This is a genomic window from Erwinia sorbitola (genome assembly GCF_009738185.1).
GTDB lineage: Bacteria > Pseudomonadota > Gammaproteobacteria > Enterobacterales > Enterobacteriaceae > Erwinia > Erwinia sorbitola.
Window position 1 is genome coordinate 4196907 of the sequence record NZ_CP046509.1, and the last position, 23038, is coordinate 4219944.

The 23038-nt window shown below is 54.5% G+C and carries 19 protein-coding genes; 7 read left to right on the forward strand and 12 right to left on the reverse strand.

Going from position 1 to position 23038, the window contains the following annotated elements:
- Positions 1-624: 624 nt before the first annotated feature.
- Positions 625-2715 carry a TonB-dependent siderophore receptor gene (locus GN242_RS19105; protein WP_156288039.1) on the forward strand — a complete coding sequence of 697 codons (2091 nt, stop codon included), beginning with the start codon at positions 625-627 and terminating at the stop codon, positions 2713-2715.
- Positions 2716-2766: 51 nt separating this feature from the next.
- Here GN242_RS19105 and GN242_RS19110 read toward each other — a convergent pair whose 3' ends face one another.
- Positions 2767-3705: a LysR family transcriptional regulator gene (locus GN242_RS19110; protein WP_197094744.1), complete on the reverse strand. Its 939-nt coding sequence runs from the start codon at positions 3703-3705 to the stop codon at positions 2767-2769.
- Between the two features lie 99 nt (positions 3706-3804).
- Here GN242_RS19110 and GN242_RS19115 point away from each other — a divergent pair, with 99 nt between their 5' ends.
- Positions 3805-5013, forward strand: coding sequence for an MFS transporter (locus GN242_RS19115; RefSeq protein ID WP_231617114.1), 1209 nt, complete (start codon positions 3805-3807; stop codon positions 5011-5013).
- Between the two features lie 55 nt (positions 5014-5068).
- Here the strand turns inward: GN242_RS19115 and GN242_RS19120 are convergent, their stop codons facing one another.
- The 3 genes from GN242_RS19120 to GN242_RS19130 form a co-directional block, all read right to left on the reverse strand.
- Positions 5069-5995: a hypothetical protein gene (locus GN242_RS19120; protein WP_231617115.1), complete on the reverse strand. Its 927-nt coding sequence runs from the start codon at positions 5993-5995 to the stop codon at positions 5069-5071.
- A gap of 52 nt (positions 5996-6047) precedes the next feature.
- The gene (gene fsa / locus GN242_RS19125; RefSeq protein ID WP_154754297.1) at positions 6048-6713 is read right to left on the reverse strand and encodes a fructose-6-phosphate aldolase; all 666 of its coding nucleotides are present in this window, start codon (positions 6711-6713) and stop codon (positions 6048-6050) included.
- A gap of 247 nt (positions 6714-6960) precedes the next feature.
- Positions 6961-7698 carry a DeoR/GlpR family DNA-binding transcription regulator gene (locus GN242_RS19130; RefSeq protein WP_154754296.1) on the reverse strand — a complete coding sequence of 246 codons (738 nt, stop codon included), beginning with the start codon at positions 7696-7698 and terminating at the stop codon, positions 6961-6963.
- 329 nt (positions 7699-8027) lie between these two features.
- Here GN242_RS19130 and GN242_RS19135 point away from each other — a divergent pair, with 329 nt between their 5' ends.
- Positions 8028-8843 (forward strand): Cof-type HAD-IIB family hydrolase, encoded by an 816-nt coding sequence (locus tag GN242_RS19135; RefSeq protein ID WP_156288351.1) that lies wholly within the window; start codon positions 8028-8030, stop codon positions 8841-8843.
- Between the two features lie 2 nt (positions 8844-8845).
- Here the strand turns inward: GN242_RS19135 and hglS are convergent, their stop codons facing one another.
- Positions 8846-10174 carry a 2-oxoadipate dioxygenase/decarboxylase HglS gene (gene hglS / locus GN242_RS19140; RefSeq protein ID WP_156288040.1) on the reverse strand — a complete coding sequence of 443 codons (1329 nt, stop codon included), beginning with the start codon at positions 10172-10174 and terminating at the stop codon, positions 8846-8848.
- Positions 10175-10647: 473 nt separating this feature from the next.
- On the opposite strand from hglS, the gene GN242_RS19145 reads away from it, so the two are divergent.
- Positions 10648-12255 carry a carbohydrate porin gene (locus GN242_RS19145; RefSeq protein WP_156288041.1) on the forward strand — a complete coding sequence of 536 codons (1608 nt, stop codon included), beginning with the start codon at positions 10648-10650 and terminating at the stop codon, positions 12253-12255.
- Between the two features lie 41 nt (positions 12256-12296).
- On the opposite strand, the gene GN242_RS19150 is transcribed toward GN242_RS19145, so the two are convergent.
- Genes GN242_RS19150 through GN242_RS19160 form a run of 3 tightly spaced genes read right to left on the reverse strand, consistent with a single transcriptional unit; the run spans position 12297 to position 15808 of the window.
- The gene (locus tag GN242_RS19150) at positions 12297-13670 is read right to left on the reverse strand and encodes a c-type cytochrome (RefSeq protein ID WP_156288042.1); all 1374 of its coding nucleotides are present in this window, start codon (positions 13668-13670) and stop codon (positions 12297-12299) included.
- A 2-nt stretch (positions 13671-13672) separates the two neighbouring features.
- Entirely contained in the window at positions 13673-15262 is a 1590-nt protein-coding gene (locus tag GN242_RS19155; RefSeq protein WP_156288043.1) for a GMC family oxidoreductase, read from the reverse strand.
- Between the two features lie 27 nt (positions 15263-15289).
- Positions 15290-15808, reverse strand: a complete 519-nt coding sequence (locus GN242_RS19160) for a sugar dehydrogenase complex small subunit (protein WP_154754292.1) — start codon at positions 15806-15808, stop codon at positions 15290-15292.
- A gap of 168 nt (positions 15809-15976) precedes the next feature.
- Here GN242_RS19160 and GN242_RS19165 point away from each other — a divergent pair, with 168 nt between their 5' ends.
- Entirely contained in the window at positions 15977-16393 is a 417-nt protein-coding gene (locus GN242_RS19165; RefSeq protein ID WP_154754291.1) for a nucleotide triphosphate diphosphatase NUDT15, read from the forward strand.
- Positions 16394-16531: 138 nt separating this feature from the next.
- Entirely contained in the window at positions 16532-17311 is a 780-nt protein-coding gene (locus tag GN242_RS19170) for a HalD/BesD family halogenase (protein ID WP_156288044.1), read from the forward strand.
- Between the two features lie 2 nt (positions 17312-17313).
- On the opposite strand, the gene GN242_RS19175 is transcribed toward GN242_RS19170, so the two are convergent.
- The 3 genes from GN242_RS19175 to treF form a co-directional block, all read right to left on the reverse strand.
- Positions 17314-18408, reverse strand: a complete 1095-nt coding sequence (locus GN242_RS19175) for a DUF2817 domain-containing protein (RefSeq protein ID WP_156288045.1) — start codon at positions 18406-18408, stop codon at positions 17314-17316.
- 3 nt (positions 18409-18411) lie between these two features.
- A complete protein-coding gene (locus tag GN242_RS19180; RefSeq protein WP_154754288.1) occupies positions 18412-19191 on the reverse strand; it encodes an ABC transporter substrate-binding protein in 780 nt (259 codons plus the stop codon).
- Positions 19192-19463: 272 nt separating this feature from the next.
- The gene (gene treF / locus GN242_RS19185) at positions 19464-21098 is read right to left on the reverse strand and encodes an alpha,alpha-trehalase TreF (RefSeq protein ID WP_255476757.1); all 1635 of its coding nucleotides are present in this window, start codon (positions 21096-21098) and stop codon (positions 19464-19466) included.
- 678 nt (positions 21099-21776) lie between these two features.
- On the opposite strand from treF, the gene GN242_RS19190 reads away from it, so the two are divergent.
- Positions 21777-22403, forward strand: a complete 627-nt coding sequence (locus GN242_RS19190) for a LysE family translocator (protein WP_154754286.1) — start codon at positions 21777-21779, stop codon at positions 22401-22403.
- Between the two features lie 69 nt (positions 22404-22472).
- Here GN242_RS19190 and GN242_RS19195 read toward each other — a convergent pair whose 3' ends face one another.
- A complete protein-coding gene (locus tag GN242_RS19195) occupies positions 22473-23036 on the reverse strand; it encodes a LeuD/DmdB family oxidoreductase small subunit (RefSeq protein ID WP_154754285.1) in 564 nt (187 codons plus the stop codon).
- Positions 23037-23038 lie beyond the last annotated feature (2 nt).

Consider the following 23038-nt stretch of genomic DNA (forward strand, 5'->3'; position numbering starts at 1 on the left):
TAGCAGGCTGTTGAGGATGAGCAACATACACAATTCAATCTTGTGAACTGATATTTATAGGAATTTACTTACAAAATCGCTTAAGCCATTGAATAAAACCATTAAATAACCTGAAAAATATCTATATCAACGGCAAGGGTTATGGTTAATTATCAGGCAATAAATCACTTTATTTTAACTGTTATCAGTCAAAATCATCCAATGAAGGATTATCATTATTTCTGTTATCGATAGTTTCCGGGAAATTAACCACTGTGACGTGCCAGCTATAGCAGCCGTGCATTATCTTTATTTTCTGGAATATACTGAATCGGGTGGTTTCAGAAATCAGTAATTAACAGGATAGGTTACCTCAGGCTATCTGCCGGTATATCGACTGACGTCTGCGGGAGCCAGGAGTGATACTGTACAGTACGCTCCCCATCAGATGTTGCTCACTTCTGCGCGCCAGCCCGCAGTTTCCCAGGCACTGCCTTAGCGCAAAATGCCTCAGTATCACCTTTTCCTGTAATAAACCTTCGGAAGTTATTGCATAGTTTTTGGTAATGATAATAATTGTCGTTATCTTAAACATTCTCATTGGCATCTGAAACTATGTTTAGCACCAAACCCCGAGTTCTCGCTATGCTGATCGCCAGCACCTGCGCCGCATTTGCTCACGCGGATACCGCTTCTGGCGAAGAAAAAACCATGGTCGTCAGCGCATCTGACGCCGGAAGCAGCGCCGATCTGCCGGCATATACCAACAGCGCAACCAAATCAGCAGTACCGGAAAGCAAAACGCCTCAGGTCATTAATACCGTCGGCAGCAGAGAGATCGCTGCGCGCCATGCCAACTCACTGAATGAGATCCTGCGCTATGCCCCGGGTGTTTCAACAGAAACCCGTGGTTCAACCTCATATATGAGCGAGTACAAAATTCGCGGTTTCACGGTGGATAACTCGTTTTATGATGGCTTACAGCTGCCGTACAACGTCACCGGTAATACCAAAGCCAGTATCGATCCGATTCTGATCGACCACGTCGATATTCTTAAAGGCCCTGCGTCGGTGCTTTATGGCAACGGTTCACCGGGTGGTCTGGTAAATATTCAGAGCAAAAAACCGCAGAAAGAGCAGAAAACCGGAGTCGGTTTTAACAGCGGCAGCCGTAAATTGCGTGAAGGCTATATCGACAGTACCGGAGCGATTGACGACAGCGACTGGAGCTACCGCTTTATCGGTAAGGCCAGCGCCGGAGACGATCAGCCGCACACCACTAAAACAGAAAACTACCTGGTGGCACCATCCCTGACCTGGCAGCCATCGGACAAAACCCGCCTGACGATTGACGCGCAGTATCAGGATATTCCCAGCCTGACGCCATCCGACACGATGCCGCTGGCCACGCTGAAGTCGTCTGACACCTCACGCCGCAGCTACGCCGGTGACCGCTGGAGCGGATTTAAACAGCGCCAGTGGATGCTGGGCTACAGCTTTGAACATCAGTTTGATAACGGCTGGGGCGTGGCGCAAAAAGCGCGTTACTTTGATGTGGATACTCACCAGCGCAGCATCTATGCAACTAACATCATCAATCCAGCGGTCAGCGACACGCAGCTGAACCGTTTTGCCTACACCACCGATGAAGACCTGAAAAGTTTCAATATCGACAACCAGGTGACTAAAGAGTGGGATCTGGGCGACTGGAAACATCATCTGCTGGCAGGCGTCGACTATCAGCGTCTGGATTCCCATTTCAACTACAAATATGCCAGTAACACCCCTGATATTGACCTGAGCAATCCGGACTATAACCAGGTTAATGAGTCGGCGCTGGGTCTTTATACCGCACAGCTCAACCGTCTGAGCTATAACCAGACCGGTTATTACTTCCAGGATCAGATTGAGTACGGCAACCTGAGCCTGATCGCCGGACTGCGCTATGACGACTACCGCTCCACCAATACCGATTATTTCGCCAATAATACGAAAACCTGGGTCGATCAGGATCGCGTGACGAAACGCCTGGGTGCGCTGTATACCTTCGATAACGGTATTGCACCGTTTATCAGCTATTCCGAAGGCTTTAAGCCGGTTTCACCAACAGGTAACCTGACCTCTGCCAAGCCAACCACCAGCCGTCAGCTGGAAGGCGGGGTAAAATATCTGCTGGCTGACTACGCCACCACCATGACCGCTTCGGTGTTTAATATCCGTCAGAAAAACGTGCTGACCTCCGATCTTAATTACCTGAGCTATCGACAGACCGGAGAAGTGGAGTCAAAAGGGGCAGAGCTGTCGGTGATAAGCCGTCCGACTGAGAATATTAATCTTATTGCCAACTATGCCTACACCCACGCGCTGAATACCGAAGATGATAAATACCAGGGCAAACGCCCGACTCAGGTGGCGGAGAATGCCTTCAATCTGTGGGGTGATTACACCTTCGACAACGGTGCCGTACGCGGGCTGACCATCGGTGCCGGAGCACGCTATATCGGCCCGATGGAGATTGCGCTGGCCAACGATCAGGGGAAACTCGGCGGCACCACGCTGTTTGATATGGCAGTGTCTTACAATATGGCGGCGGTATCTCCGCAGCTGGCCGGGGTCACGCTGAAAGCCAGCGCACAGAACCTGACTAACAAAGAGACCTTTACCTGCTACGACACCAATAACTGCTGGATCGGGCGTGACCGCACCTGGCAGGCAGGTATCAGCTACAGCTTCTGATCCCTGTTTTAATCGGGCACTCTCCCCGTGCGGGTGCCCGCATTTAGAATGTTAACGTGGCGGATGCTGGGTACCTGTCAGTACCGGCATCGCTTCACGCATCATCGCCAGAAACATCCGCAGGCGCGCAGGATAATAGCGGGCATGTGGATAAACCAGATAGACCGGCAGTGCAGCGGCCTGCCACTGCGGTGCCAGATGCAGCAACGCCCCGCGAGCAATATCCTCCTGCACCACCCATGATGACGCAATCCCTGCGCCCATCCCTGCCAGCACGGCATTACGCAGCGCATACAGACTGTCGGTCAGCAGCCGGGGCCGGATATCAAAACGCTGGCTTTCCCCGCTGGGAAGATGGCTCAGTGCAACGCTATGGCGGTAAAAGGTGCTGAGTGCCAGCCACGGCAGATCCTGTAACTGCTGCGGATGCTGCGGCAGCGTGTGCGCAGGCAGCAACGATGGCGCGCCAATCACAATACGCGGTACTTCCGCCACCAGCACCGCCACCACCGACGGTTCGGTAACCGGGCCAACATGCACCGCGCAGTCGATGCCTTCGGCAATAAAATCCGGGTGGCGGTCACTCAGCATCCACTCGACGGTCATCTGCGGATAGCGCTGCAAATAGTTCTGCAACGGCTGAATCATATGATCCTGTCCGAAGGCGTGCGGGGCCAGCACGCGCAGCACGCCCTGCGGCTCCTCGGTCACCCCGCGCAGGTCATCCTCAATTCCCTGCCAGCTCTCCAGCAGGGTTTTGGCGTGGGTATAGCAGCGTTCGCCATCTTCCGTCAGCTTCATAACGTGCGTGGTGCGCTGGAGCAGCTTCAGCCCCAGCAGTTTTTCCAGGGTTTGCAGGCGACGGCTGACGGTGGGCTGACTGGTACCCAGACGTGCGGCAGCGGCCGACAGATTGCCAGCTTCCACGATGCGCACAAATGTCTGCATCAGCTCTATACGGTCTACGCCAGGAAATTGAGAGGTGTTCATACGCCTATCGTATAACAGTTCTACCAGGCAGGCGACTACCGCCAGCTGTGGCGGCGATAAATAATAGCGGCAACTTCACTGACACACAGGTTTCTTACCATGTCGACTCACACTCCCTTTTCACCACAGCCGCTCTCCGGCCCTACCGTGTTGATGCTCGCCAGCGGCGCTGGTTTCAGCGTTGCCTCGATTTACTACAGTCAGCCGATGCTGGAAATTTTATCGCGCCAGCTTCATGCCAGTGTGACCACCAGCGGCCTGGTGCCTACGCTAACGCAGATGGGCTATGCGCTGGGCATTCTGCTGCTGGCACCGCTGGGGGATCGCCACGATCGCCGTACTATTATCACCCTCAAGGGGCTGCTGTTAACGCTGGCGCTTCTGCTTAGTGCTGCGGCCGGAAATATGGTGGTGCTACTGGCCGCCAGCCTGGCAATCGGCATTACCGCTACCATGGCGCAGGATATCGTTCCGGCTTCGGCAAGCCTGTCACCTGAGGCGCAGCGCGGAAAAACCGTCGGTACGGTAATGACCGGGCTGCTGCTGGGCATTCTGCTCTCCAGGGTGGTAAGCGGGCTGGTGGCACAGTATTTCGGCTGGCGGGTAATGTTTGTGCTGGCTGCCATGCTGGTGCTGATGATCACGCTGGTGCTCTGGCGTCGCCTGCCGCATATCGCTCCCAGCACCACGCTGGGCTACCCGGCGCTGCTGGCCTCGATGCGTCATCTGTGGCGCCAGCACGGTGAGCTGCGCCGTGCCGCGCTGGCTCAGGGGCTGCTCTCCGTCGGCTTCAGTGCCTTTTGGTCAACGCTGGCGGTGATGCTGCACAGCCGTTACGGCCTGGGCAGCGCCACGGCGGGAGCATTTGGTCTGGCAGGGGCTGCCGGAGCAATGGCGGCACCGCTGGCGGGTATGATGGCTGACCGTCGCGGCCCGGCGCTGGTGACACAGTTCAGTACCGCCCTGGCGACCCTGTCATTTGCCGCGCTGTTTTTACTGCCGCTGCTGTCCGTACCCGCACAGCTGGCGCTGATTGTGATTTCCGCTATTGGCTTTGATTTTGGCGTTCAGGCAACGCTGGTCTCTCATCAGACGCTGATCTTCGGCCTTGAGCCTGCCGCACGCAGTCGTCTGAATGCGCTGATGTTTACCGGCGTATTTATTGGCATGGCGGCTGGCTCGGCGCTGGGCAGCCTGATACTGGAAAAAGCGGGCTGGCCGGGTGTAGTGGCGCTGCTGACGCTGGCGGGAGCGGGGAGCTTCGCGGTGCGGATGAGTGCCCGCCGCATCCGGCTGGCACAGGCGTAATAAACGGCTGCGTTGTTTATCGTCTCCTGGGTTACAGGGGACGATAAACAGTCTGTCAGGCCAGTTTTTTCACGAAATCCTGCCACTGCTGGCGATACACTTCCAGCTGTTTCAGGGCACCATCAATCGACATTTGCGCTTTATTATCGACATTTGGCGTATTGTTGATCACATCTGCAAAGGCGCTGAATGCTGCCTCCATATTGTTTGCCTGCCTGGTTGCAGCCATCATCGTTGCCAGCTCAACCTGTGGCCGTGCCGTACCGCTTTTCACCTGATCGAGATAGTTACGCGCTTCTGTCTGCATCGCGCTGGTGCCGTACTGTTTAGCAATATCCAGCGTTGCCTGCGCTCCCAGCAGCGTTCTCTCCTCACGGAAGGCAATCTTCCCGGCAATCATATCGTCGACGATCCCGCTGGCCTGCTGCTGATTCTCCGGAGAGACATATTTCTCTACCAGCTTATGCAGTCTGGCCTGGGTCAGGGTCAGCGCCATCGCTTCAGAGGTGTCAGAATTATCGAACTGATTGCGCCCCACTTCCCCGTCTGCCAGTACATCATGCAGAGCGGCAGCAAACTGATCCATGCTGTCCTGAGTGTTGTCAGCCGTCATGCCCAGCAAGGGTCTGAAAGTGCTGGCATCCCGGCTGGTTTGCGCATCGTTAAACAGGTCATAGCCCAGGTTTATGACCGGGGCATGATTGGCAGATTTAAGGCTCAACAGGCCTTTGAGGTTTTCCGCCTGCTGTTCCGCCGGTACGGGTTCAGCGGAGGCCTGCGCCAGCCGCGCCCTCGCTTCCGGTGAGATCGCTACTGTGCTGGAAGGTAAACTTTTTCCGGTAATACTTTCGGTAACGCTGACTGTTGCTGCTTCCACTGCGGTGGTGGCGACGTACCCTCTTGCCACGCTGTCGGTCACTCCACTGATAACGCCCATAATGCCCTCTACGGTTTTTTCATCGGTAGAGCAATTAATCGGCAATATGTAAGGATTCTTTACCAGACCCCGTCAGAATCCTTACATTCCGTGAGGCTTATGACAGCGTCAGATTCCCGTAGGCCGCTGACCAGTCCTGGTCAAAACGCTGCAAGGCGCTGTCTACTGCCGGATCGAGCAGGAACAGCTCCGCCACGTCAGGATCGACAGTGATCGCCTGACACCCAGCCAGCATACAGTCCAGCACCTGGCGCGGGGTACGGAAGCTGGCCGCCAGTACTTTGCTCTGCGGGCAGTGGAGATCGAGCAGCGTTTGCAGCTCCCTGACCAGTGCAATACCGTCGCCGCCCTGGGCATCAACACGGTTCACGTAAGGTGCAATATAACTGGCCCCGGCCAGTGCGGCGTAAAAGCCCTGCCCGGCACCGTAGACCGCCGTGCCCAGCGTGGGGATTTTCTCGCGGGTCAGCGCTTTAATTGCCGTCAGCCCCTGATGGGTAACCGGCACTTTTATCACCAGCGCTGGAACCATTTCGCGCAGCAGCAATGCCTCTTCCACCATCGCTGCGGCATCGCGGGCCATCACCTGGGCAAACAGCGTACTGTTGGCAGGCAGAATCGACACCAGCTCCTGTAAAACGCTACTTAGCGGGCGTTTGCTGCGCGCCACAATGCTGGGATTAGTGGTAACACCTTTGACTGGCAGGACTGCCGCCAGGCGTTTCACCGCCGCCACATCGGCCGTGTCTAAATAGAATTCCATTACATCCTCCGAAAACAACACTGACAGGTTTCAATTGAAACTTTTTTTGCTTACGGAAGAAGATAGATGAAATATTGCTGATGAAATTTGAGCACTGTCACGCTTCTCCAGGGTGGGGAAACACAGCAAATAGTTGAATTATTTCAATGGAATAGCGGCATGACGTTACAAATAGTGAAAGCGGGCTTTCACCCACAGGGAAATATCACAACAAAACCGCGCTGATATGAAAGCCAGGCAGGCCGCGTCAGGCCTTCAGTACGGTCACTCCCTGTTGCAGCAGGGCCGTTTCAAAATTCAGCAGCAGACCGGCATCGGTGATCACCGTATCGATATCGCTGTGCTTCGCCACATTGTATGGAAACAGTTTGCCGAATTTACCCGACTCAGCGATAACAAAATTCTGCACCCGCTTCTCCATCGCCAGACGGATATTTTCAGCACGCATAATGTCGCGCCCGGTAAAGCCATAATCCGGGTTATACCCGTCAATGCCGATAAAGGCTTTATTGAAATTGATATTGTTAATACAGAGATGGGTCAGCGGCCCGACCAGGCACTCACTGCGTTTTTGCAGCACGCCGCCGATCAGCACCACATCCTGATGGCAGTTTTTCAGTTCGTTTGCCACATAAACACAGGGTGTGACCACGGTAACATCCAGGCCGGAGCGGCCAATCTCACGCGCAAAATGCGCATTGGTGCTGCCCGCCTCAATAAATAGCGTATCCCCTTCGGACAGCAGCAGCAGAGCCCGTTTTGCCAGCGTCTCTTTGGTGGAAAAATTGCTGCTGACACGTTCGGATAGATCGTTAAGCGAGATCGCGTAACCATGCGCACGACCAAGATAATGCAGGCTTTCCAGCTCGGTGAGATCTTTGCGGATCGTCACGCCAGAAACGCCGGTAATCTGCGCCAGCTCATGAATACTGACCTTACCTTTCTCTTCTACCCGATCGAGAATGCGCCGGTGTCGCTGTTTCATATTGACCTTATGCAGCCTGTAAACACTTTCATTAGTAAACGATAATTTTCATCTTATGTAAGCCACCCGCCGGGCACAATGTGATGAGGGTCGCAAATCACTGCCTCTTTTCCAGGTAGGTTTTTCCTCACAGACGTTTTTATAGCTCGCCGGGGCCTGCTTTGTTACTTTTTCGCCTCAGCAAGCCTTAAAAATGCCTCTCTGCTGATTTTTTCGCCAGAATAAGCGGAAAAAAGAGGAAGTCGTGGCAAAAATCAGCCTCTTTTTCTGTTCACTATTTCCATCGATGATAGAGAGAAATTTCTTACTTTCTTTTCTCAGGGGACATGATGATTAAAATGATTGCTGTTGATATGGACGGCACCTTCCTCGATGACAATAAAAGCTATAACAAAACGCGATTTTTAGAGCAGTTCCAACAGCTTAAACAAAAAAACATCAAATTTGTGGTCGCCAGCGGTAACCAGTATTACCAGCTCATCAGCTTCTTCCCTGAAATCCGCGATGAGATCGCCTTTGTTTCTGAGAACGGTGCCAATATTGTCGACTGTGGTAAGACGCTGTTCTGCGGTGAACTCAGTGAAGAGCATCTGGCAAAAGTGCTGGAAGTGCTGGCGGAACTGCCTTACGCGCACACCGTTGTTTGCGGGCCGCGCAGCGCCTATATGCTGAACAGCGCCCCCGATTCGCTGGTGGCGCTGATGTCAAAACACTATCACCGGCTGGAAATGCGTGACGATTTCAGCGCGCTAAACGACACTATTTTCAAATTCTCGCTGAATCTGGCGGATGAGAAGATCCCTGAGCTGATGGCGCATATTGGTCATAAGCTGGACGGTATCGTGACCCCGGTTTCCAGCGGCTTTGGCTTTGTGGATCTGATCATCCCCGGGGTACACAAAGCCCACGGGCTGGCGCTGCTGCAACGCCAGTGGCAGATTGCCGATAGCGAGGTGGTGGCCGTTGGCGACAGCGGTAACGATATTGAGATGGTGGCACACGCGGGTTATGGCTTTGCGATGGCAAACGCACAACCTGCGGTGAAGCAGGTGGCACGCTATCACACTGACAGCAACAATGAGGAAGGCGCGCTGAACGTGATCGATCGGGTGCTGACTCAGCGCGACCCTTTTAACCCTCGTTAAGCTTATAAACGGTCGATAGAGTCCTGCTGTAACTGCTGATACAGGGTGAACTCATCGATCACAGCGGCCCCCAGCGCCTGCTCAAATGCAGCCTGGCTGGGGTTTCCACTGCTGACACGCTGCGTATCGTTGCCGAGGTTAGACTGGAAAATTCCCGCCGCGCTGACCGGCAGAAAATCTTCATAGATGATTGGCTCTGCGGTCACTGCACCGCGGGCAATCTGCTGCTCCAGATCTTCCCCCGGCACCGCAGCCATCTGTGGGTTACGGCGGTAGCGATAAAATGCCAGCTGCTGCTGACGGAGCCGATCGGCATCATCCGGGAAAGCGGCAAATACCTCACTGAGGTGGCGCTGGTGGCTGGCGTTATCCGGGTGTTTTTCCGCTGAAGCCTCACGCAGCAGACGATCGTACAGCTCCCTTCCCTTGCGGGTCAGCGCCACGCCACGCTGCTCGATCTCGCCAAAGCGCGCCGTATGGGTGCCCTGTTTCCGATCGGTAAAATCGATCGCCTCATTCAGTGCTTTAAAGCTGGTCTGCCGCAGAAGAATCGGGCAGCGCCGCGCTGGCGGCCCTTCGATGGTCTCTTTTGGCGTAATGCCGTACTCCGGCATCAGCTGCTGTACGCGATCAATATCCAGGGTACGCGGGGTCAGATGGTTGATATGCGGGCCGCGAAAACACGCCACGTCGGCAATCAGGCGATGCTGTGCCAGCAGTGCGTCATAGGTAGCCAGATCGACGGAAGCCTGATGATGCCAGCGGAAGGTCTCCAGCGCCTGCTGCACAAATTCATCCGCCTGTGCACCGTCCAGACCGCCCTGTTGCTGCCAGAGATTCAGCAGTTCACGCAGCCGGGGCGTGAAGATATCGCGCCGCGCCAGAATATCACTCACCTGCTGGCGCAGCGCCGCATCTTCAATCAGCTCCAGGCGCAGCAGCGACGTGAACACGCGGAACGGATTGATCTGTAGTGCGGCCTCCGTCACCGGACGAAACGCAGTCGAGTGCACCGGTACCCCGGCCGCCGAGAGGTCATAATAGCCCACCGCCGACATCCCCATCACCGCAAACAGCTGCCGCAGCGTGGCCAGCTCCTGTGCGCTGCCGACGCGAATAGCCCCGTGGCGCTCCACGCTCAGGCGGTTCAGCTCCTCCGGGCGCTGTGCCACTTCAGGCACATCCGGGTTTTGCGCCATCACCTGCTGATTCACCTCGCGCACCAGCTGTAACAGCGTGCCATATTGAGGAACTTCCTTCTGATACATTCCCGACATCGCCTTTGAGAAGCGATCACGAATATGGTCTTCGCTGATAAATTGGTTGCTCATTGCGGCTCTCCTGAAAATGCCTGTAAACCTTCCCACCAGGAGAATAGCGGTGAGTTTCATGGCTAATTGTTAATTTCATCACAGATTATAAATAGAGAATAAAAATATTATTGCAGCCTGAGACGCAACTGATGGAAAATCTTGTTACCACGTAATTTTTCACCCTGACTTTCGTTAATCTAAACGATGGATTGTTACTGTTATCAAATTACCGGTAACAGGCAAAACCTGAAAGGTTTTTCTTCCTGCTGATAAAGCGGTAAGAAAAGTTTTTCAGGTTTTTTTTGCTTTCATAAAAGTGAATAAAACAGTTAAAGGAGAATGCCATTAACAAAAGAAAACTAATCAACTCTCTGATTTAAGGGTGTTACCTGCACCAGCATCCACTGCAAAAATTTTGGCCTGTAAGCTACGCGGCGGGCAGGGATTCCGCATGCTTTTTATTTATCATGCACCACATGGAAATCTAAAAAGTGAAAACGCACTCATTTAAAATAATAGCAGCTATTATTGCCTCTGCACTGTTTCCACATCATGTTTTAGCCGCCAAATTAACCATGGAACAACGGCTGGATATGCTGGAAAAAGAGTTACAGCAAACCAGAGCAGAATTTCTTGAGTACAAGGCGCAGCATGAACATCCCGCGACTGTAAAACATGTCGCCACGCTGCCTGCCCCGAAAGCCGAGGCTAAAATCGCAGCGAAAGCCGCGCCGAAGGCGGTTCCGGTCAGCGACAGTTCAACGATTGACGTTGCCAGCACCTCAGCCGGGAGCAAAACTCGCCAACCGGTCACGATTAAAGATCTGAGTCGGTATATTAAAGATGATATTGGCTTTACCTACACCGGCTATATACGTAGCGGCTGGGCCACCGGGAATCACGGATCCCCGCAGTCTTATGCCATCGGCTCACTTGGGCGTTTTGGTAACGAACATACCGGCTGGTTCGACTTACTTCTGAAACAACGCATGTATCATCAGAACGGGAAAAGCGCTGAAGCCGTGGTCAGGCTGGATGGTAATGTCACTCAGCAATACGGTAACGGCTGGTTTGGCGATAATGACGGCAATGAAAACCTGCTGCAATTCTCTGATATGTATCTGACTACGAATGGCTTCCTGCCATTTGCACCAGAAGCGGACTTATGGGTAGGTAAACATTACCTGCCGGTGTATGAACTCCAGATGCTCGACTGGAAAAGCATGCGTACCGATGCAGGTGGCGGCGTGGGTATCGAAAACATGATCGCCGGCCCTGGTAAGCTGGATCTGTCGCTCACGCGTGAAGATATGGATGTGTACTCACGGGATCTCGCCCATAAAACGCAGATGAACAGCAATGTTATCGAAGTGCGCTATAAAGACCTGCCACTCTGGGACAGAGCAAAACTGACTCTGGAAGGTAAGTATTCGATCGCCAATAAAACCCACGATCAGAAAAAAAATGAGGACAGTAACAGCTTCTATAAGCTGAAGGACGCCTGGCTGGCTACGGCGCTTGTGCATCAGCAGTTGCAGCACAAAGGCTTTAATGATTTCACCTTACAGGTGGCTAACAACTCCATCGCCAGCGGCTTTGCCAACTACAACAGCGCTAACCCCAACATCAGTAACAACGGCAAATATTATGGCGACCACACGAACGGTAAGGCGTTTCGCCTTATCTCTCAGGGTGAGATGTACCTGAGTGATAAGATTATTATGGCGAATACGCTGGTCTGGTCAGGCGGGCACGATGTATACAGCTACAATAGCGGCGCGCACAGTGATTTCCAGAGCCTGCGCACCGTGGTTCGTCCGGCCTGGATCTGGAGTAAATACAATCAGACAGGCGTGGAGTTGAGCTGGTTTACCCAGACCAATAAGAACAAAGCAGGAGAGCACCTGAAAGAGTCCGGCTATAAAACCACGCTGTATCACGCCTTCAAAGTTGATACCAGTATCCTGACTTCCCGCCCGGAGATCCGCTTCTACGGTACCTATCTGCATATACTGGATAATGAGCTTTCTAAGTTCAGCTTCCATGACGAAAAAAATGATCAGCTGAGTCTCGGCGTTCAGGCGGAAGTCTGGTGGTAATCCGCCCCCGGACGGCCCGGACAATGGGCCGTCCGCCAGGCTTAACGTCTGCGCAAACTCAGCAGTCCGGATATGACCAGCAGCAGGACTATCACCCCGCCTGCAATCAGCCAGTAGAGATAACGAAGCAGGAATGGCGGCTCCCCTCCGCTGCGGAGCATATGCACATCTGCTGCCGTCAGCGGGGTATCGATTCCGGCAAAATGAAGACGAATATAGCCACTGACCGCAGCGATCTGCGCATCGTTCATCTGGCTGGCAAAAGCGGGCATAAAGACCTCTGCATCGCTACCACGACGATGGACACCGTTGACCACCGCCATGACAACATTGCCCGGTGAAGCCGCCGACACGGCGCTGTTGCGGGTAAGAGAGGGATAGAAGCTATCAGCCGTTCCCATGCCTTGACGCCCATGACAGCTGGCACAGGCATTGCTGTATAACGCTGCACCATCGGTGGATGAACTGTCTGCCAGCGAAGCCTGATCGCCCTGGCCTTTGATAATCTGATTAATATCCTCGACCGGTGGCCGGATCCCACTCTTCGCCTGCCTGCCCGGGATCGCGGGTATCTGCCTGATCCAGGCCGCGATCGCGTGCAGATCATCATCCGGCAGATAGCGGAAACTCTGCTCGACGGCTTCGCCCATCGGCCCGGCCGCCTGCCCTTTTCCGGCAACATGACCTGTTTTCAGGTAGGTGACAATATCGCTCTGGCTCCAGTCAGCCAGCCCTGAAGGATCGGGAGTGATATTCGGCGCGTACCAGCCGCCAGGTAAGCCGCCAGAAAGGTAGCGACTCTGATCTTCAGCCATCAAGATATTGCGCGGCGTGTGGCAGGTGCTGCAATGCCCCAGCACATCCACCAGATAGCGACCGCGTTGCAGTTTTCCCGACAGCGCCTCCGGCCTCTGTATACTGCGGTGATGAAGATACAGCAGGTTCCAGCCCCACATCAGCTGACGAATGTTAAATGGAAAACTGAGGTGAGTTTTTGCCGCTGGCGCACGATCAACCGGTTTGACGCCGTACATAAAATAGAGATACAGCGCATGTACATCGTCATCGGTCATCCCCTGGAAAGCGGTATACGGCATTGCGGGATAGAGAAAATGGCCGTCGGCGGCACGCCCTTTGCGCAGTGCATCGGCAAACTGCCGTTCAGTATAGCCGCCAATACCGAACTGCTCTGAAGGGGTAATATTGCTGGCGATAATTGGCCCCATCGGTGAGTTGATCGCATAACCCCCGGCAAAGGGTGCGCCATTTTTAGCCGAGTCTCGGTGGCAGGCACCGCAATCCGCTGCGGTAGCAATCGCCTGACCACGCTGAATCAATGACTGGTCTGGCAGCATGTCCGCCGCAGCAACCTGCCACGATCCAACCAGCAGCAACAGGTACATCAAGGATTTCATGATCAGATCTCCCGCTCGATGATCTCGGCGGCACGGATACTTAATGCCACCCCGGTGAGGGTTGGATTAATGACGCCAGAGGCCGGGATCACCCCGGTTGTGGCGAGGAAGAGATTGCTGTGATCCCAGCAACGACATTCGTAATTGACCACGGAATCGTCGGGGCTGTCGCCCATGATTACCGTGCCCATCAGATGATCGCGATTTTGCCAGCCGGTATTATCCTGCACCACTTCGCCCCCCATCAGACTGACAAAACTGCGGTAATCGGCATCGACAATAGCCTTTGCGGATTTAACGTAATTATCCACTTCGTAATGCACCGTCAGCATCGGGATACCCAGCGCATCTTTACGCGTCGTACTGGGGAACACCCGGTTGGTTGCATGGGGTAAAATCTCAAACACGGTAGAGATATCCACCCAGCGGGCGGCCTGATGGCGAATCTGATCGTCCAGCGCTTTACCAATAACCCCCTGAGAAATCAGGCGCCGGGCAATGGCCATATTGGGTACATTGTTAGAAATGGCATGCTTGATCGCCGCGTGGCTTTTACGGAAATCCCCGTCGCGGTAGTTAAAAATCCCTCCCTGCTGAACGGCACCTCGACCGGGCCACAGCGGTTCATCGGCGAGAAACTGTAGCCCCATTCCGGTGTGATCCATTAAGTTACGCCCGACCTGATCGGAGCTGTTGGCAATATTCGAGATCAGCAGCAGTTTCGGTGTTTCCAGACCATGTGCTGCAACCACAAAATATTTAGCGGTGAGGCGCGTATCTCTGCCTGCCGAACTGCGTACATATACAGCAACTATTTTGCCATCGGCCCCTTTTTCCAGTTTCCAGGCCGTGGCATCCGTCATCAGTGTTGCCCCGGCCTCTTCCGCATGGCGGGCGTGGATATCGCCACTGTACATCGCACCGATCGGGCAGACAGGCATACAGTTGTTATTTCCACTGCATGCCGGGCGGCGATCGTAAGGACGGGTCGCCCGGCCATTCGGTTCATGAATAAAGTTGTAACCCGCCGGGCCCAGCCGGCTTTTCAAGCGCTGAAAAATATAGGTTTCCCCTTCCGGCTCCATCGGATAAGGTCGGGAGCGTGGCGGAAAAGCGTCACCGCCCTGACCGCTCTGATCGTCCGTATCACTGCCGCACACTCCAAGAGCTTCTTCCGCCTTCTGGTAGAAAGGTTCCAGGTCGTCATAATCCAGCGGCCAGTCGCGCCCGACGCCATAGCAGGATTTCAATTTCATATCGTTTGGCAGATAACGCCAGCAGGCAGCGGCCCAGTGCCAGGTGGTGCCGCCGACCAGCTTCAACATCCCGGGACGAAAATCGAAGGTGCCGGTGTTCTCAATATAATGCTCATCGTAAGAGTGTCTGGCCCAGGGTTCGTTGGGATACGGCGAGTTATAGTTGGCTTTTTTTGAAGAGTTTCGGAAGTTTTCAACAACCTTCCAGCGCGGAATTTTCTCACCGGCCTCCAGGATAATCACCGACTTTCCCTTACGGGCGAGGACAGTGGCGGCATTGCTGCCCAGCGCACCGGAACCGATGACAATGACATCGGCGTCATAGTGTTTGCTCATAGGTATGTGCTCACAGATAAGTGAAAGTTAGTCGTTTGCTATCGTGGCTGGCGGCTGAGTCCAGTAATTAGTGTGGCCGCGTGAATAGGTGGGTATGACGGTGGCATCAAGGGTGGGCGCGTACATCAGGGCGTCCGTGTAGGTGACAAAACGGGTGTTATCCACCGCCCGTAAAGAGATGGGCGTGCCGGTAAAACCAAGATACCAGGCAGAGATGATTTTTTTGATGGTTTCGCCGCTGCTGCCCTGCATAACCGGGTGTCCGTTTAGCTGGTCTGCATGAGTGACAGCGCCCGCCTGTAATGCCGCCCACAGCTGCTGCAATTGTGCGGGGAATTGCGCATCTTCTTCGCTCAGGCAGTGCAACGCACGCTGCGCTACCAGTGAACTCAACCGGGTACGACCGGTAAGCAACAGCGAAGTCTGATAAAATAAAACACTGTCACTGCCTGCGGCAGGTACCACAGTCCATGAAAAAGCAGGCCTCAGCACGGCGAACCCTAACAGGGTCGCGCTACTCCCCAAAAAACTCCTTCGCGTTAACATTTTGACTCTCCATTTAAAAATCAGGGTTATCATCACACCATTCAAATGACCCTGTAAACGCGCAGGAATGCTATGCATAGTTAAGTAAAAATGGACAGTCAGGAGATCTGCCATCTGTATATAAACCCACCATTCATCACGTAAAATAAGATCTGTTGAGGAGAGAAAATGGAACAGCCGCGTATAGGTGTCGGAGTTTTAATCTTCCGTGACGGTAAGCTGTTATTGGGGAAACGTAAGGGAAGTCATGGTGCTGGCGACTGGGCAACGCCCGGCGGACATCTTGAATTTGGTGAAACGCCGCAGCAGTGCGCGCAGCGCGAAGCGGCGGAAGAAACCGGGCTGCTGTTAGGAGAGTGTGTTCAGGGGCCCTACACCAATAACATTTTCTGTTCAGAGCAGAAACATTACGTGACGCTTTTTATGCTCGCCTTTGAGGCCAGCGGTACGCCACAGCGTTGCGAACCGGATAAGTGCGAAGGCTGGCAGTGGTTCGATCCAGCGGCACTTCCGCAGCCACTTTTTGCTCCGCTCAACTCACTGCGGGAGAGTGTGGATCTCGCGGCCCTCAGCAAACAACGTTAACTGGCTGCGCTATTTTTTCTGCCAGGTAACGGGGCCGCCTGCCGATTGCAATCCGGCTGAAAATTGCTAAAAATTTGTAGTAGAAGGCAGGACAGCATCGTACAGTGAATAACCTGTTTTTCTGCCGATGAGAACCTGATGAATCCACTTGCTGCCCTGCTTAACCTGAGCGCTCACCCGATCACCGATGCCGACTACACCGCCCGTTGCCAGCAGCAGCTGGCTGCCGGAGGTGCGCTGGTGCTGCGAGGTTTTTTGACCCCCAACGCGCTGGATGCCATCAAGCAGGAAGGGGAAGATAATCAGCATCTGGCTTTTTATGCCAGCAGCCAGCATAACGTCTATTTGCAGAAACCTGATGACGCTTTTGCCGCCGATCATCCGCGCAATCGCCAGGTGGTCTCCTCGAAGGGCTGCATCACCGACGAAGAGATCCCGGCCAGCTCGCCCCTGCGTACCCTGTATGACTCTGAAGCGTTCAAAACCTTCCTCTGCGGCGTGCTGGAAGAGCAGCAGCTGTTTCCCTACGCTGATCGCCTCTCCTCAATCAATCTGCACTACGCGCATACCGGGCAGGAGCTGGGCTGGCACTTTGATAACTCCTCCTTTGCCATCACTCTGCTGATCCAGAAACCGCAGGCGGGTGGCGTGTTTGAATACGTCAGCCATCTGCGCAATGCGGAAGCCGGCGAGATGAACTTTAGCGGGGTTGAAGCCGTGCTGAACGGCAAGCATCCGGTGGAGCAGCTGGCGATTGAGCCGGGTGATCTGGTGCTGTTCAGGGGGCGTAATGCTCTGCACCGCGTGACGCCAACGGAAGGGGAGACGACGCGTATGCTGGTGGTGCTGGCATACAATGCCCGGCCGGATATTGCGCTGTCAGAAAGCGCCCGCATGACCTTCTACGGGCGTCTGTAAAACTACTGCTGTAGAGCTTCCCAGCCGCGCTGAAAAATCTGGCGGGTGCGCAGTGCCACCAGCGCCCGCCAGTCCGGATCCGCCGGGTAGAACCCTTCAAATAACTGCCGTTTTACTGCGCGGCCCTGCTCGCTGTTCACATCACCGTAGAGATGCAGCCAGTGGTCATCGCGTACGCGGCGGTGCATATCTCGTCCATCGTAGGTTCCGCACTCCACCACCAGCTGTAACAGCTCGGTTTCCGGTAGCTGATCCAGCATAAACTGTGACAGATAGCCGGTCGCCGTCGCCGTTACGCCGGTATCGCTCTCCCCGTTTTCTCCGGTAATAATCACCGTCAACCACTCACCAAACAGACGTTTTGCCTCATTGAGCGCCGGGTATGGTCGCTGCGCGATCGCCAGCAGCATCGGGTGACCGTAGGCTCCGGCACCGGTATGCAGGTCGAAACTGATAATTCGGCGCGCCATTTGCAGATGATGAGTAATAATCTGCCGCAGGATCTGCTGTGACCAGCTGGCCTCGCTACCTCCATAGAAAATACCATCGGCATACTGATACTGCCCGGCTTCCACGATGCGCTTCACACCATTCCAGCCCATTTCGGCGCACTTCAACGCCATCTGTGCGTCGGCTGCCGCACGCTCATCCCCGTCCAGGTCGCGACAGGTATAGATGCCGTGTAGCGCGGAATAACCCGTATCAGGCGGAATATCATTCGCGAAGTCGATAAAATTACGGTTGAGGTCGGCGTTATCTTCATTGACTCGCCGCAGCCAGGCGGTGCCCCACGGGTTGATCAAATGCACCAGTACCAATGCCACATCTGGCGGTAGCTGGCTGCCGTCCAGCCCTTCCAGCCAGGCGATCTGACTGTCAGAACCATAGTAACCTTCCACGCCGTGAGTACCGGATATTATCAGCATCACCTGCGGGGCATCGGCACGGCCAATCACCGCAACATCGGTGGAGAGGATCTCGCCCTCAGGCCCGCGTAGCGGATGCGGATAGCGGGTGACAGCGCCCCCCAGCGCCCCCACCGCCATCAGGAAACGGGAGTGCTGCTGGCGAAAATCTGGCAAGCTGGTAACCGTCATGGTTTACTCCGGGCGGTGATAAACATCGAAGCTGAAGTACTGCTTCGCCAGGCGATCGTAGGTACCGTTTTTATGCAGTTCCGCCATCGCGGCGTTAATTTTGGCGATACGCGCACCGTCATCTTTGCGCAGGCCGATACCGACGCCTTCACCAAAGTATTTCGGGTCATACAGCGGTTTACCGGCAATATGATATTCCGCGCCCTGTGGCGTTTTCAGGAAACCGGACTCGGCCGCCGCTGCGCTGGTAAAGGTGGCATCAAGACGGCCTGACGCCAGATCGGGATAGATTTCCGACTGATTGGGATAGCTCACTACCTGAACGCCCTGACTGCCCCAGACGCTTTTAGCAAAACCTTCCTGCGTTGTGCCCTGCGCCACGCCAACGGTTTTGCCTTTCAGCGACGCCAGCTCCGGCAGCAGCTTGCTGTCTTTACGCGTCAGCAGCGCGCTCGGGGTGTTGTAGAGCATATCGGTAAATGCCACCTGCTCGCGACGTTTAGCGGTCATCGCCATTGCCGAGAGAATGGCATCAAATTTACGTGCATGCAGTGCCGGGATAATGCCGTCATAGCCGGTCTGCACCCAGACACATTTCACTTTCATCTGCTGGCAGATGGCGTTCCCCATATCAATATCAAATCCCTGCAACGATCCGTCAGCGGCTTTGGATTCAAATGGGGGGAAGGTTGGATCCACGCCAAAACGCAGCTCATCTGCCGCCAGGGCCGAAGCGCTAAACCCCGCCAGCAGAGCCAGCGTGGTCAGTGTCAATTTTTTCATCTCACATTCTCCGGAATCATCATGCGGGTTAATCTCAAGTAATAGCATGATTTTTCATGAAGAAATAAGGCTTTTGTCTTATGGCAGCCGGGGGATGATAAGCCAGTTTTATACTATGTAACTTACGGTAACTTACGGCAGGCCGTGGGGATTAAACGCGCGGGAAAGAGTGAGGTAAGTATTTATCACGCGCCAGGGGTAGCGCGTGACAAGGGCCGGTTCAGGGGGAACTTACTGCCCTGAACCAGCCTGAGCATGTCGCTGGGGCAAAGTTAGCGCTGCGGATACATCTCCAGCAGGCGGCGTGTTACCCCGTTTGTCCAGCCGAAGCCGTCCTGCAACGGGTATTCGCCGCCGCCGCCCAGCAGCGCGGCATCACCGCTGATATTGTACTTCTCAACCAGCTTGTGGTGCTGCTTCCAGGTACTGTCAACGGTGTTTAACCAGCGGGTGGCTATCTCCTGTGCCAGCTGTTCATCGCCGTAGCTGTTAAAGCCTTTTACCGCCAGCCACTGCATCGGTGCCCAGCCGTTCGGACTGTCCCACTGCTCTCCGGTCACTTCGGTGCTGCACAGCATCCCGCCCGGGGCCAGCAGCTGGTCACGCACCGCCTTCGCCGTGCGCGTTGCCTGCTCAAGGCTCGACATCCCCACATATACCGGCGTTACCGCTGCCGCTGAGAACGCGGCTTTCTCGCCGTCGCGCCAGTTGTAATCACGGTACAGGCCGCTCTCAGCTTCCCACAGATATTTATCCACCGCTTCACGGCGGCGTAAGGCCAGCTGCTGATAGCTGTCTGCGGTCTGCTGGTCGCCTTTACTGGCCGACAGGCGGGCAATCGTGGTTTCCAGCTTGTAGAGGAACGCGTTCAGGTCGATCGGCACAATGCTGGTGGTCTGGATGCTCTCCAGACGGCCAGGTTCAGCCAGCCAGCGCGAGGTGAAGTCCCAGCCGGATGCCGCACCCGCGCGCAGATCGCGGTACACTTCGCTGGACGGGCGTGACGAGTGACGCGCGGTTTCCACATCTTCAAAGTAAGACTCGTCGCGCGGCGTATCACGATCATCCCAGTAGCGGTTAAGCACTGAGCCATCAGGCAGCATCACCGCATGGCGATAGGCCTGATTTGGCAACAGCTGCTCCTGCCCGTCCATCCAGAATGCATACTCACTTTTCAACTGCGGCAGATAGTGCAGCGCTTCATGAATATCATTCTTTTCGAACAGTTCCACCATCATGGCAAACACTGGCGGCTGCGAGCGGCTGAGATAATAGGTACGGTTACCGTTAGGGATATGGCCGTATTTATCAATCATCCACGCAAAATTATCGGCCATATTGCGCATCAGGTCGCAACGTCCGGCGGCAGCAAAACCAAGCATGCTGAAGTAGGAATCCCAGTAGTAAGTCTCACCGAAGCGCCCGCCCGGCACGACATAAGGTTTCGGCAGCGGTAGCAGCGATGAAAACTCGCAGTGTTTTTCCGGCTGGCGGGTTAATACCGGCCACAGCGCATCAATATGTTCTTCTATGCTGTTGTCCGGATCCGCCACATAGCGGCTGTCATGGACGCGTGGCAGGTCGAAATTCTCCAGCACAAAGGCCAGCAGATTAAATTCATCCTGCTCACGTTCCAGATAATAACGGTAAAGAATGCGCTCAGGTTCGAACTTTGGCGCACAGTCAGCAAAGGTTTTACTGTCGGAGAAAATACGCGACATCTGTACGGCTTCAAACAGCTCCTGATAGCGGTCTGAAGGGGTGAGAATATCGGGCGCGGGCAGCCCACGTATCGGCTCCGGCTGCGGCTCGACCACGGATTCCGGGCCAGCCTCATAATCATGATACCAGGCTTCATTTTCAGTATGGTTATTGTCGATCATCGCTTCGTTTTGGTTGAAAGTGATAAAAACCTCCTGATGCCGAAATAATCTGGCAACGTCGTCTGGTGAATAAGATTATTATTATACTACTGCCGTCTCAGTGCGCAACCCGACCCAACCCTTGCCTCCATTACTCCCCATGAACAGATATTTCAAAAAATAAATAACCGGGCTTATAAGCCCATTTTATTGACATAAACAGATGAATATTCATTTTTATAAGAGATAAAGTAAGCTAACTTTCAGATGATTAACAACGGGTCATTACTCGCTAATTTACAGCAAGTTAACTGTCTTAATCAGCAACAACCCCTGATTGGGAATTATCTGGCACCATCAGTACTATTCTCCAGAACTTACAGGTAATTAGCGGTAATTTTGTCTGATTTTTGCCCACAATAAAGCTGCGATAGCCCCTGTCGCCTGGGCGGTGTGATGTTACAGGCTTGTAAAAGTTGATAATTTGGTCATTTTTTAATGAATTCAGACAATGCTCAGTGGTATTCCCGGAAGAAAGCCCCCTTTTCACTCTCTTTTCTCTGCGCCAACCCGTTCACCCGCTGGCTGTCAATGCATGAATATTTCCCCACTGTGATTTACTTCTCATTGCCGGGAAAATAAACTATTGCCCCATCGTCATTCGACGATCAGAACAGACCCGCCCGCCCTCAGGCTGAGGGGGTAACAAGAAAGGACTATGTCATGACGCTTCAACTCTGGCTGGCTTATACCGGTGTGATTGCCGCACTGATCGCCATTCCCGGCCCGTCGGCCCTGATCAGTATGACCCACGGCCTGCGCTACGGGCGTAAACAGGCACTGGCAACAGTAACTGGCGGCGTGCTGGCCGCAATGATGCTGATGACCGCTTCAGCACTCGGCCTGGGCGCAATTCTTGCCGCTTCTACCACCGCATTTACCGTGCTGAAAGTGGTGGGTGCCGCGTATCTGATCTGGCTGGGAATTGCAGCCTGGCGAGATAACAGCGAACCAACAGCGGTGAATGCCACCGAGATGGAAGAAGCTCCGGGCGCATTCCGCCTGTTCCGCAAAGGCTTTATGGTAGGCATCAGCAACCCGAAAGATCTGCTGTTCTTCGCCGCGCTGTTCCCGAACTTTATCGATGCCAGCCAGCCACACGCCATGCAGTTTGCCACGCTGGCTATCACCTGGGCGGTGCTGGATCTCAGTATTATGTTCAGCTATGCCTGTGCCGGACGCCGCCTGTCGGGCGTGTTCTCCAACGCACGACGTCTGCGTATCCTCAACCGTTCTACCGGCAGCCTGTTTGTCTTTGCTGGCGGTGCGCTGGCCATTTCAGCGAAATAATCCTGCCCATCCTACGGGCGAACCTGCTTTCAGGGTTCGCCCGCGGCTCGCAGCCAAATCAGCCTCGCCTCAACTGTCAGCAATAGCCTGCTCACTGCCCATTCGGCCACTGGCACGGGCATAGGCAAACAGACCGCCCGCATTGATAATATTCGCCAGCTCGCCCACCGGATCGATCGCTATCTGCTCACCGCTCTCCAGCCAGGTTACCGTCTGACTGGCGGTATCGATGCTCACCCGGTCGCCGGTTTTCAGCCGCAGATGCAGCGGTTCTGCCGCCGCAACCGGCAGCAGCTCCCCGGTTGCCACGCAGTTACGGAAAAAAATCCGCGCATATGAGCGGGCGATCACCGCCTGCACCCCCGCTGCGCCTAGCGCCATTACTGCGTGTTCGCGGGATGAGCCGCAGCCAAAATTCTTTCCGGCGACAATAATCGTATAAGCTGCGCGCCCACTCTGCGGGTCGATAAACGGCAGCGCCCCTTCCGGCAGCCCGCACATCGCCAGCCCGGCCAGCTGTGCGTAGCCCTCAGCAGTGGAAGGATTCACCTTGAGATATTCAGCCGTCAGGATCTGGTCGGTATCAATATTGTCACCCAGCACGTACACCGTGCCGCTAATTATTGCTGTCATAT

What these genes read in the sequence shown, in the direction of transcription:
- GN242_RS19195 (WP_154754285.1), bottom strand. Translation starts at nt 23,036, where the DNA reads ATGACAGCAATAATTAGCGGCACGGTGTACGTGCTGGGTGACAATATT.
- GN242_RS19150 (WP_156288042.1), bottom strand. Translation starts at nt 13,670, where the DNA reads ATGAAATCCTTGATGTACCTGTTGCTGCTGGTTGGATCGTGGCAGGTT.
- GN242_RS19135 (WP_156288351.1), top strand. Translation starts at nt 8,028, where the DNA reads ATGATTAAAATGATTGCTGTTGATATGGACGGCACCTTCCTCGATGAC.
- GN242_RS19130 (WP_154754296.1), bottom strand. Translation starts at nt 7,698, where the DNA reads ATGAAACAGCGACACCGGCGCATTCTCGATCGGGTAGAAGAGAAAGGT.
- GN242_RS19155 (WP_156288043.1), bottom strand. Translation starts at nt 15,262, where the DNA reads ATGAGCAAACACTATGACGCCGATGTCATTGTCATCGGTTCCGGTGCG.
- GN242_RS19165 (WP_154754291.1), top strand. Translation starts at nt 15,977, where the DNA reads ATGGAACAGCCGCGTATAGGTGTCGGAGTTTTAATCTTCCGTGACGGT.
- hglS (WP_156288040.1), bottom strand. Translation starts at nt 10,174, where the DNA reads ATGAGCAACCAATTTATCAGCGAAGACCATATTCGTGATCGCTTCTCA.
- GN242_RS19160 (WP_154754292.1), bottom strand. Translation starts at nt 15,808, where the DNA reads ATGTTAACGCGAAGGAGTTTTTTGGGGAGTAGCGCGACCCTGTTAGGG.
- GN242_RS19105 (WP_156288039.1), top strand. Translation starts at nt 625, where the DNA reads ATGCTGATCGCCAGCACCTGCGCCGCATTTGCTCACGCGGATACCGCT.
- fsa (WP_154754297.1), bottom strand. Translation starts at nt 6,713, where the DNA reads ATGGAATTCTATTTAGACACGGCCGATGTGGCGGCGGTGAAACGCCTG.
- GN242_RS19180 (WP_154754288.1), bottom strand. Translation starts at nt 19,191, where the DNA reads ATGAAAAAATTGACACTGACCACGCTGGCTCTGCTGGCGGGGTTTAGC.
- GN242_RS19170 (WP_156288044.1), top strand. Translation starts at nt 16,532, where the DNA reads ATGAATCCACTTGCTGCCCTGCTTAACCTGAGCGCTCACCCGATCACC.
- GN242_RS19110 (WP_197094744.1), bottom strand. Translation starts at nt 3,705, where the DNA reads ATGAACACCTCTCAATTTCCTGGCGTAGACCGTATAGAGCTGATGCAG.
- GN242_RS19115 (WP_231617114.1), top strand. Translation starts at nt 3,805, where the DNA reads ATGTCGACTCACACTCCCTTTTCACCACAGCCGCTCTCCGGCCCTACC.
- GN242_RS19190 (WP_154754286.1), top strand. Translation starts at nt 21,777, where the DNA reads ATGACGCTTCAACTCTGGCTGGCTTATACCGGTGTGATTGCCGCACTG.
- GN242_RS19175 (WP_156288045.1), bottom strand. Translation starts at nt 18,408, where the DNA reads ATGACGGTTACCAGCTTGCCAGATTTTCGCCAGCAGCACTCCCGTTTC.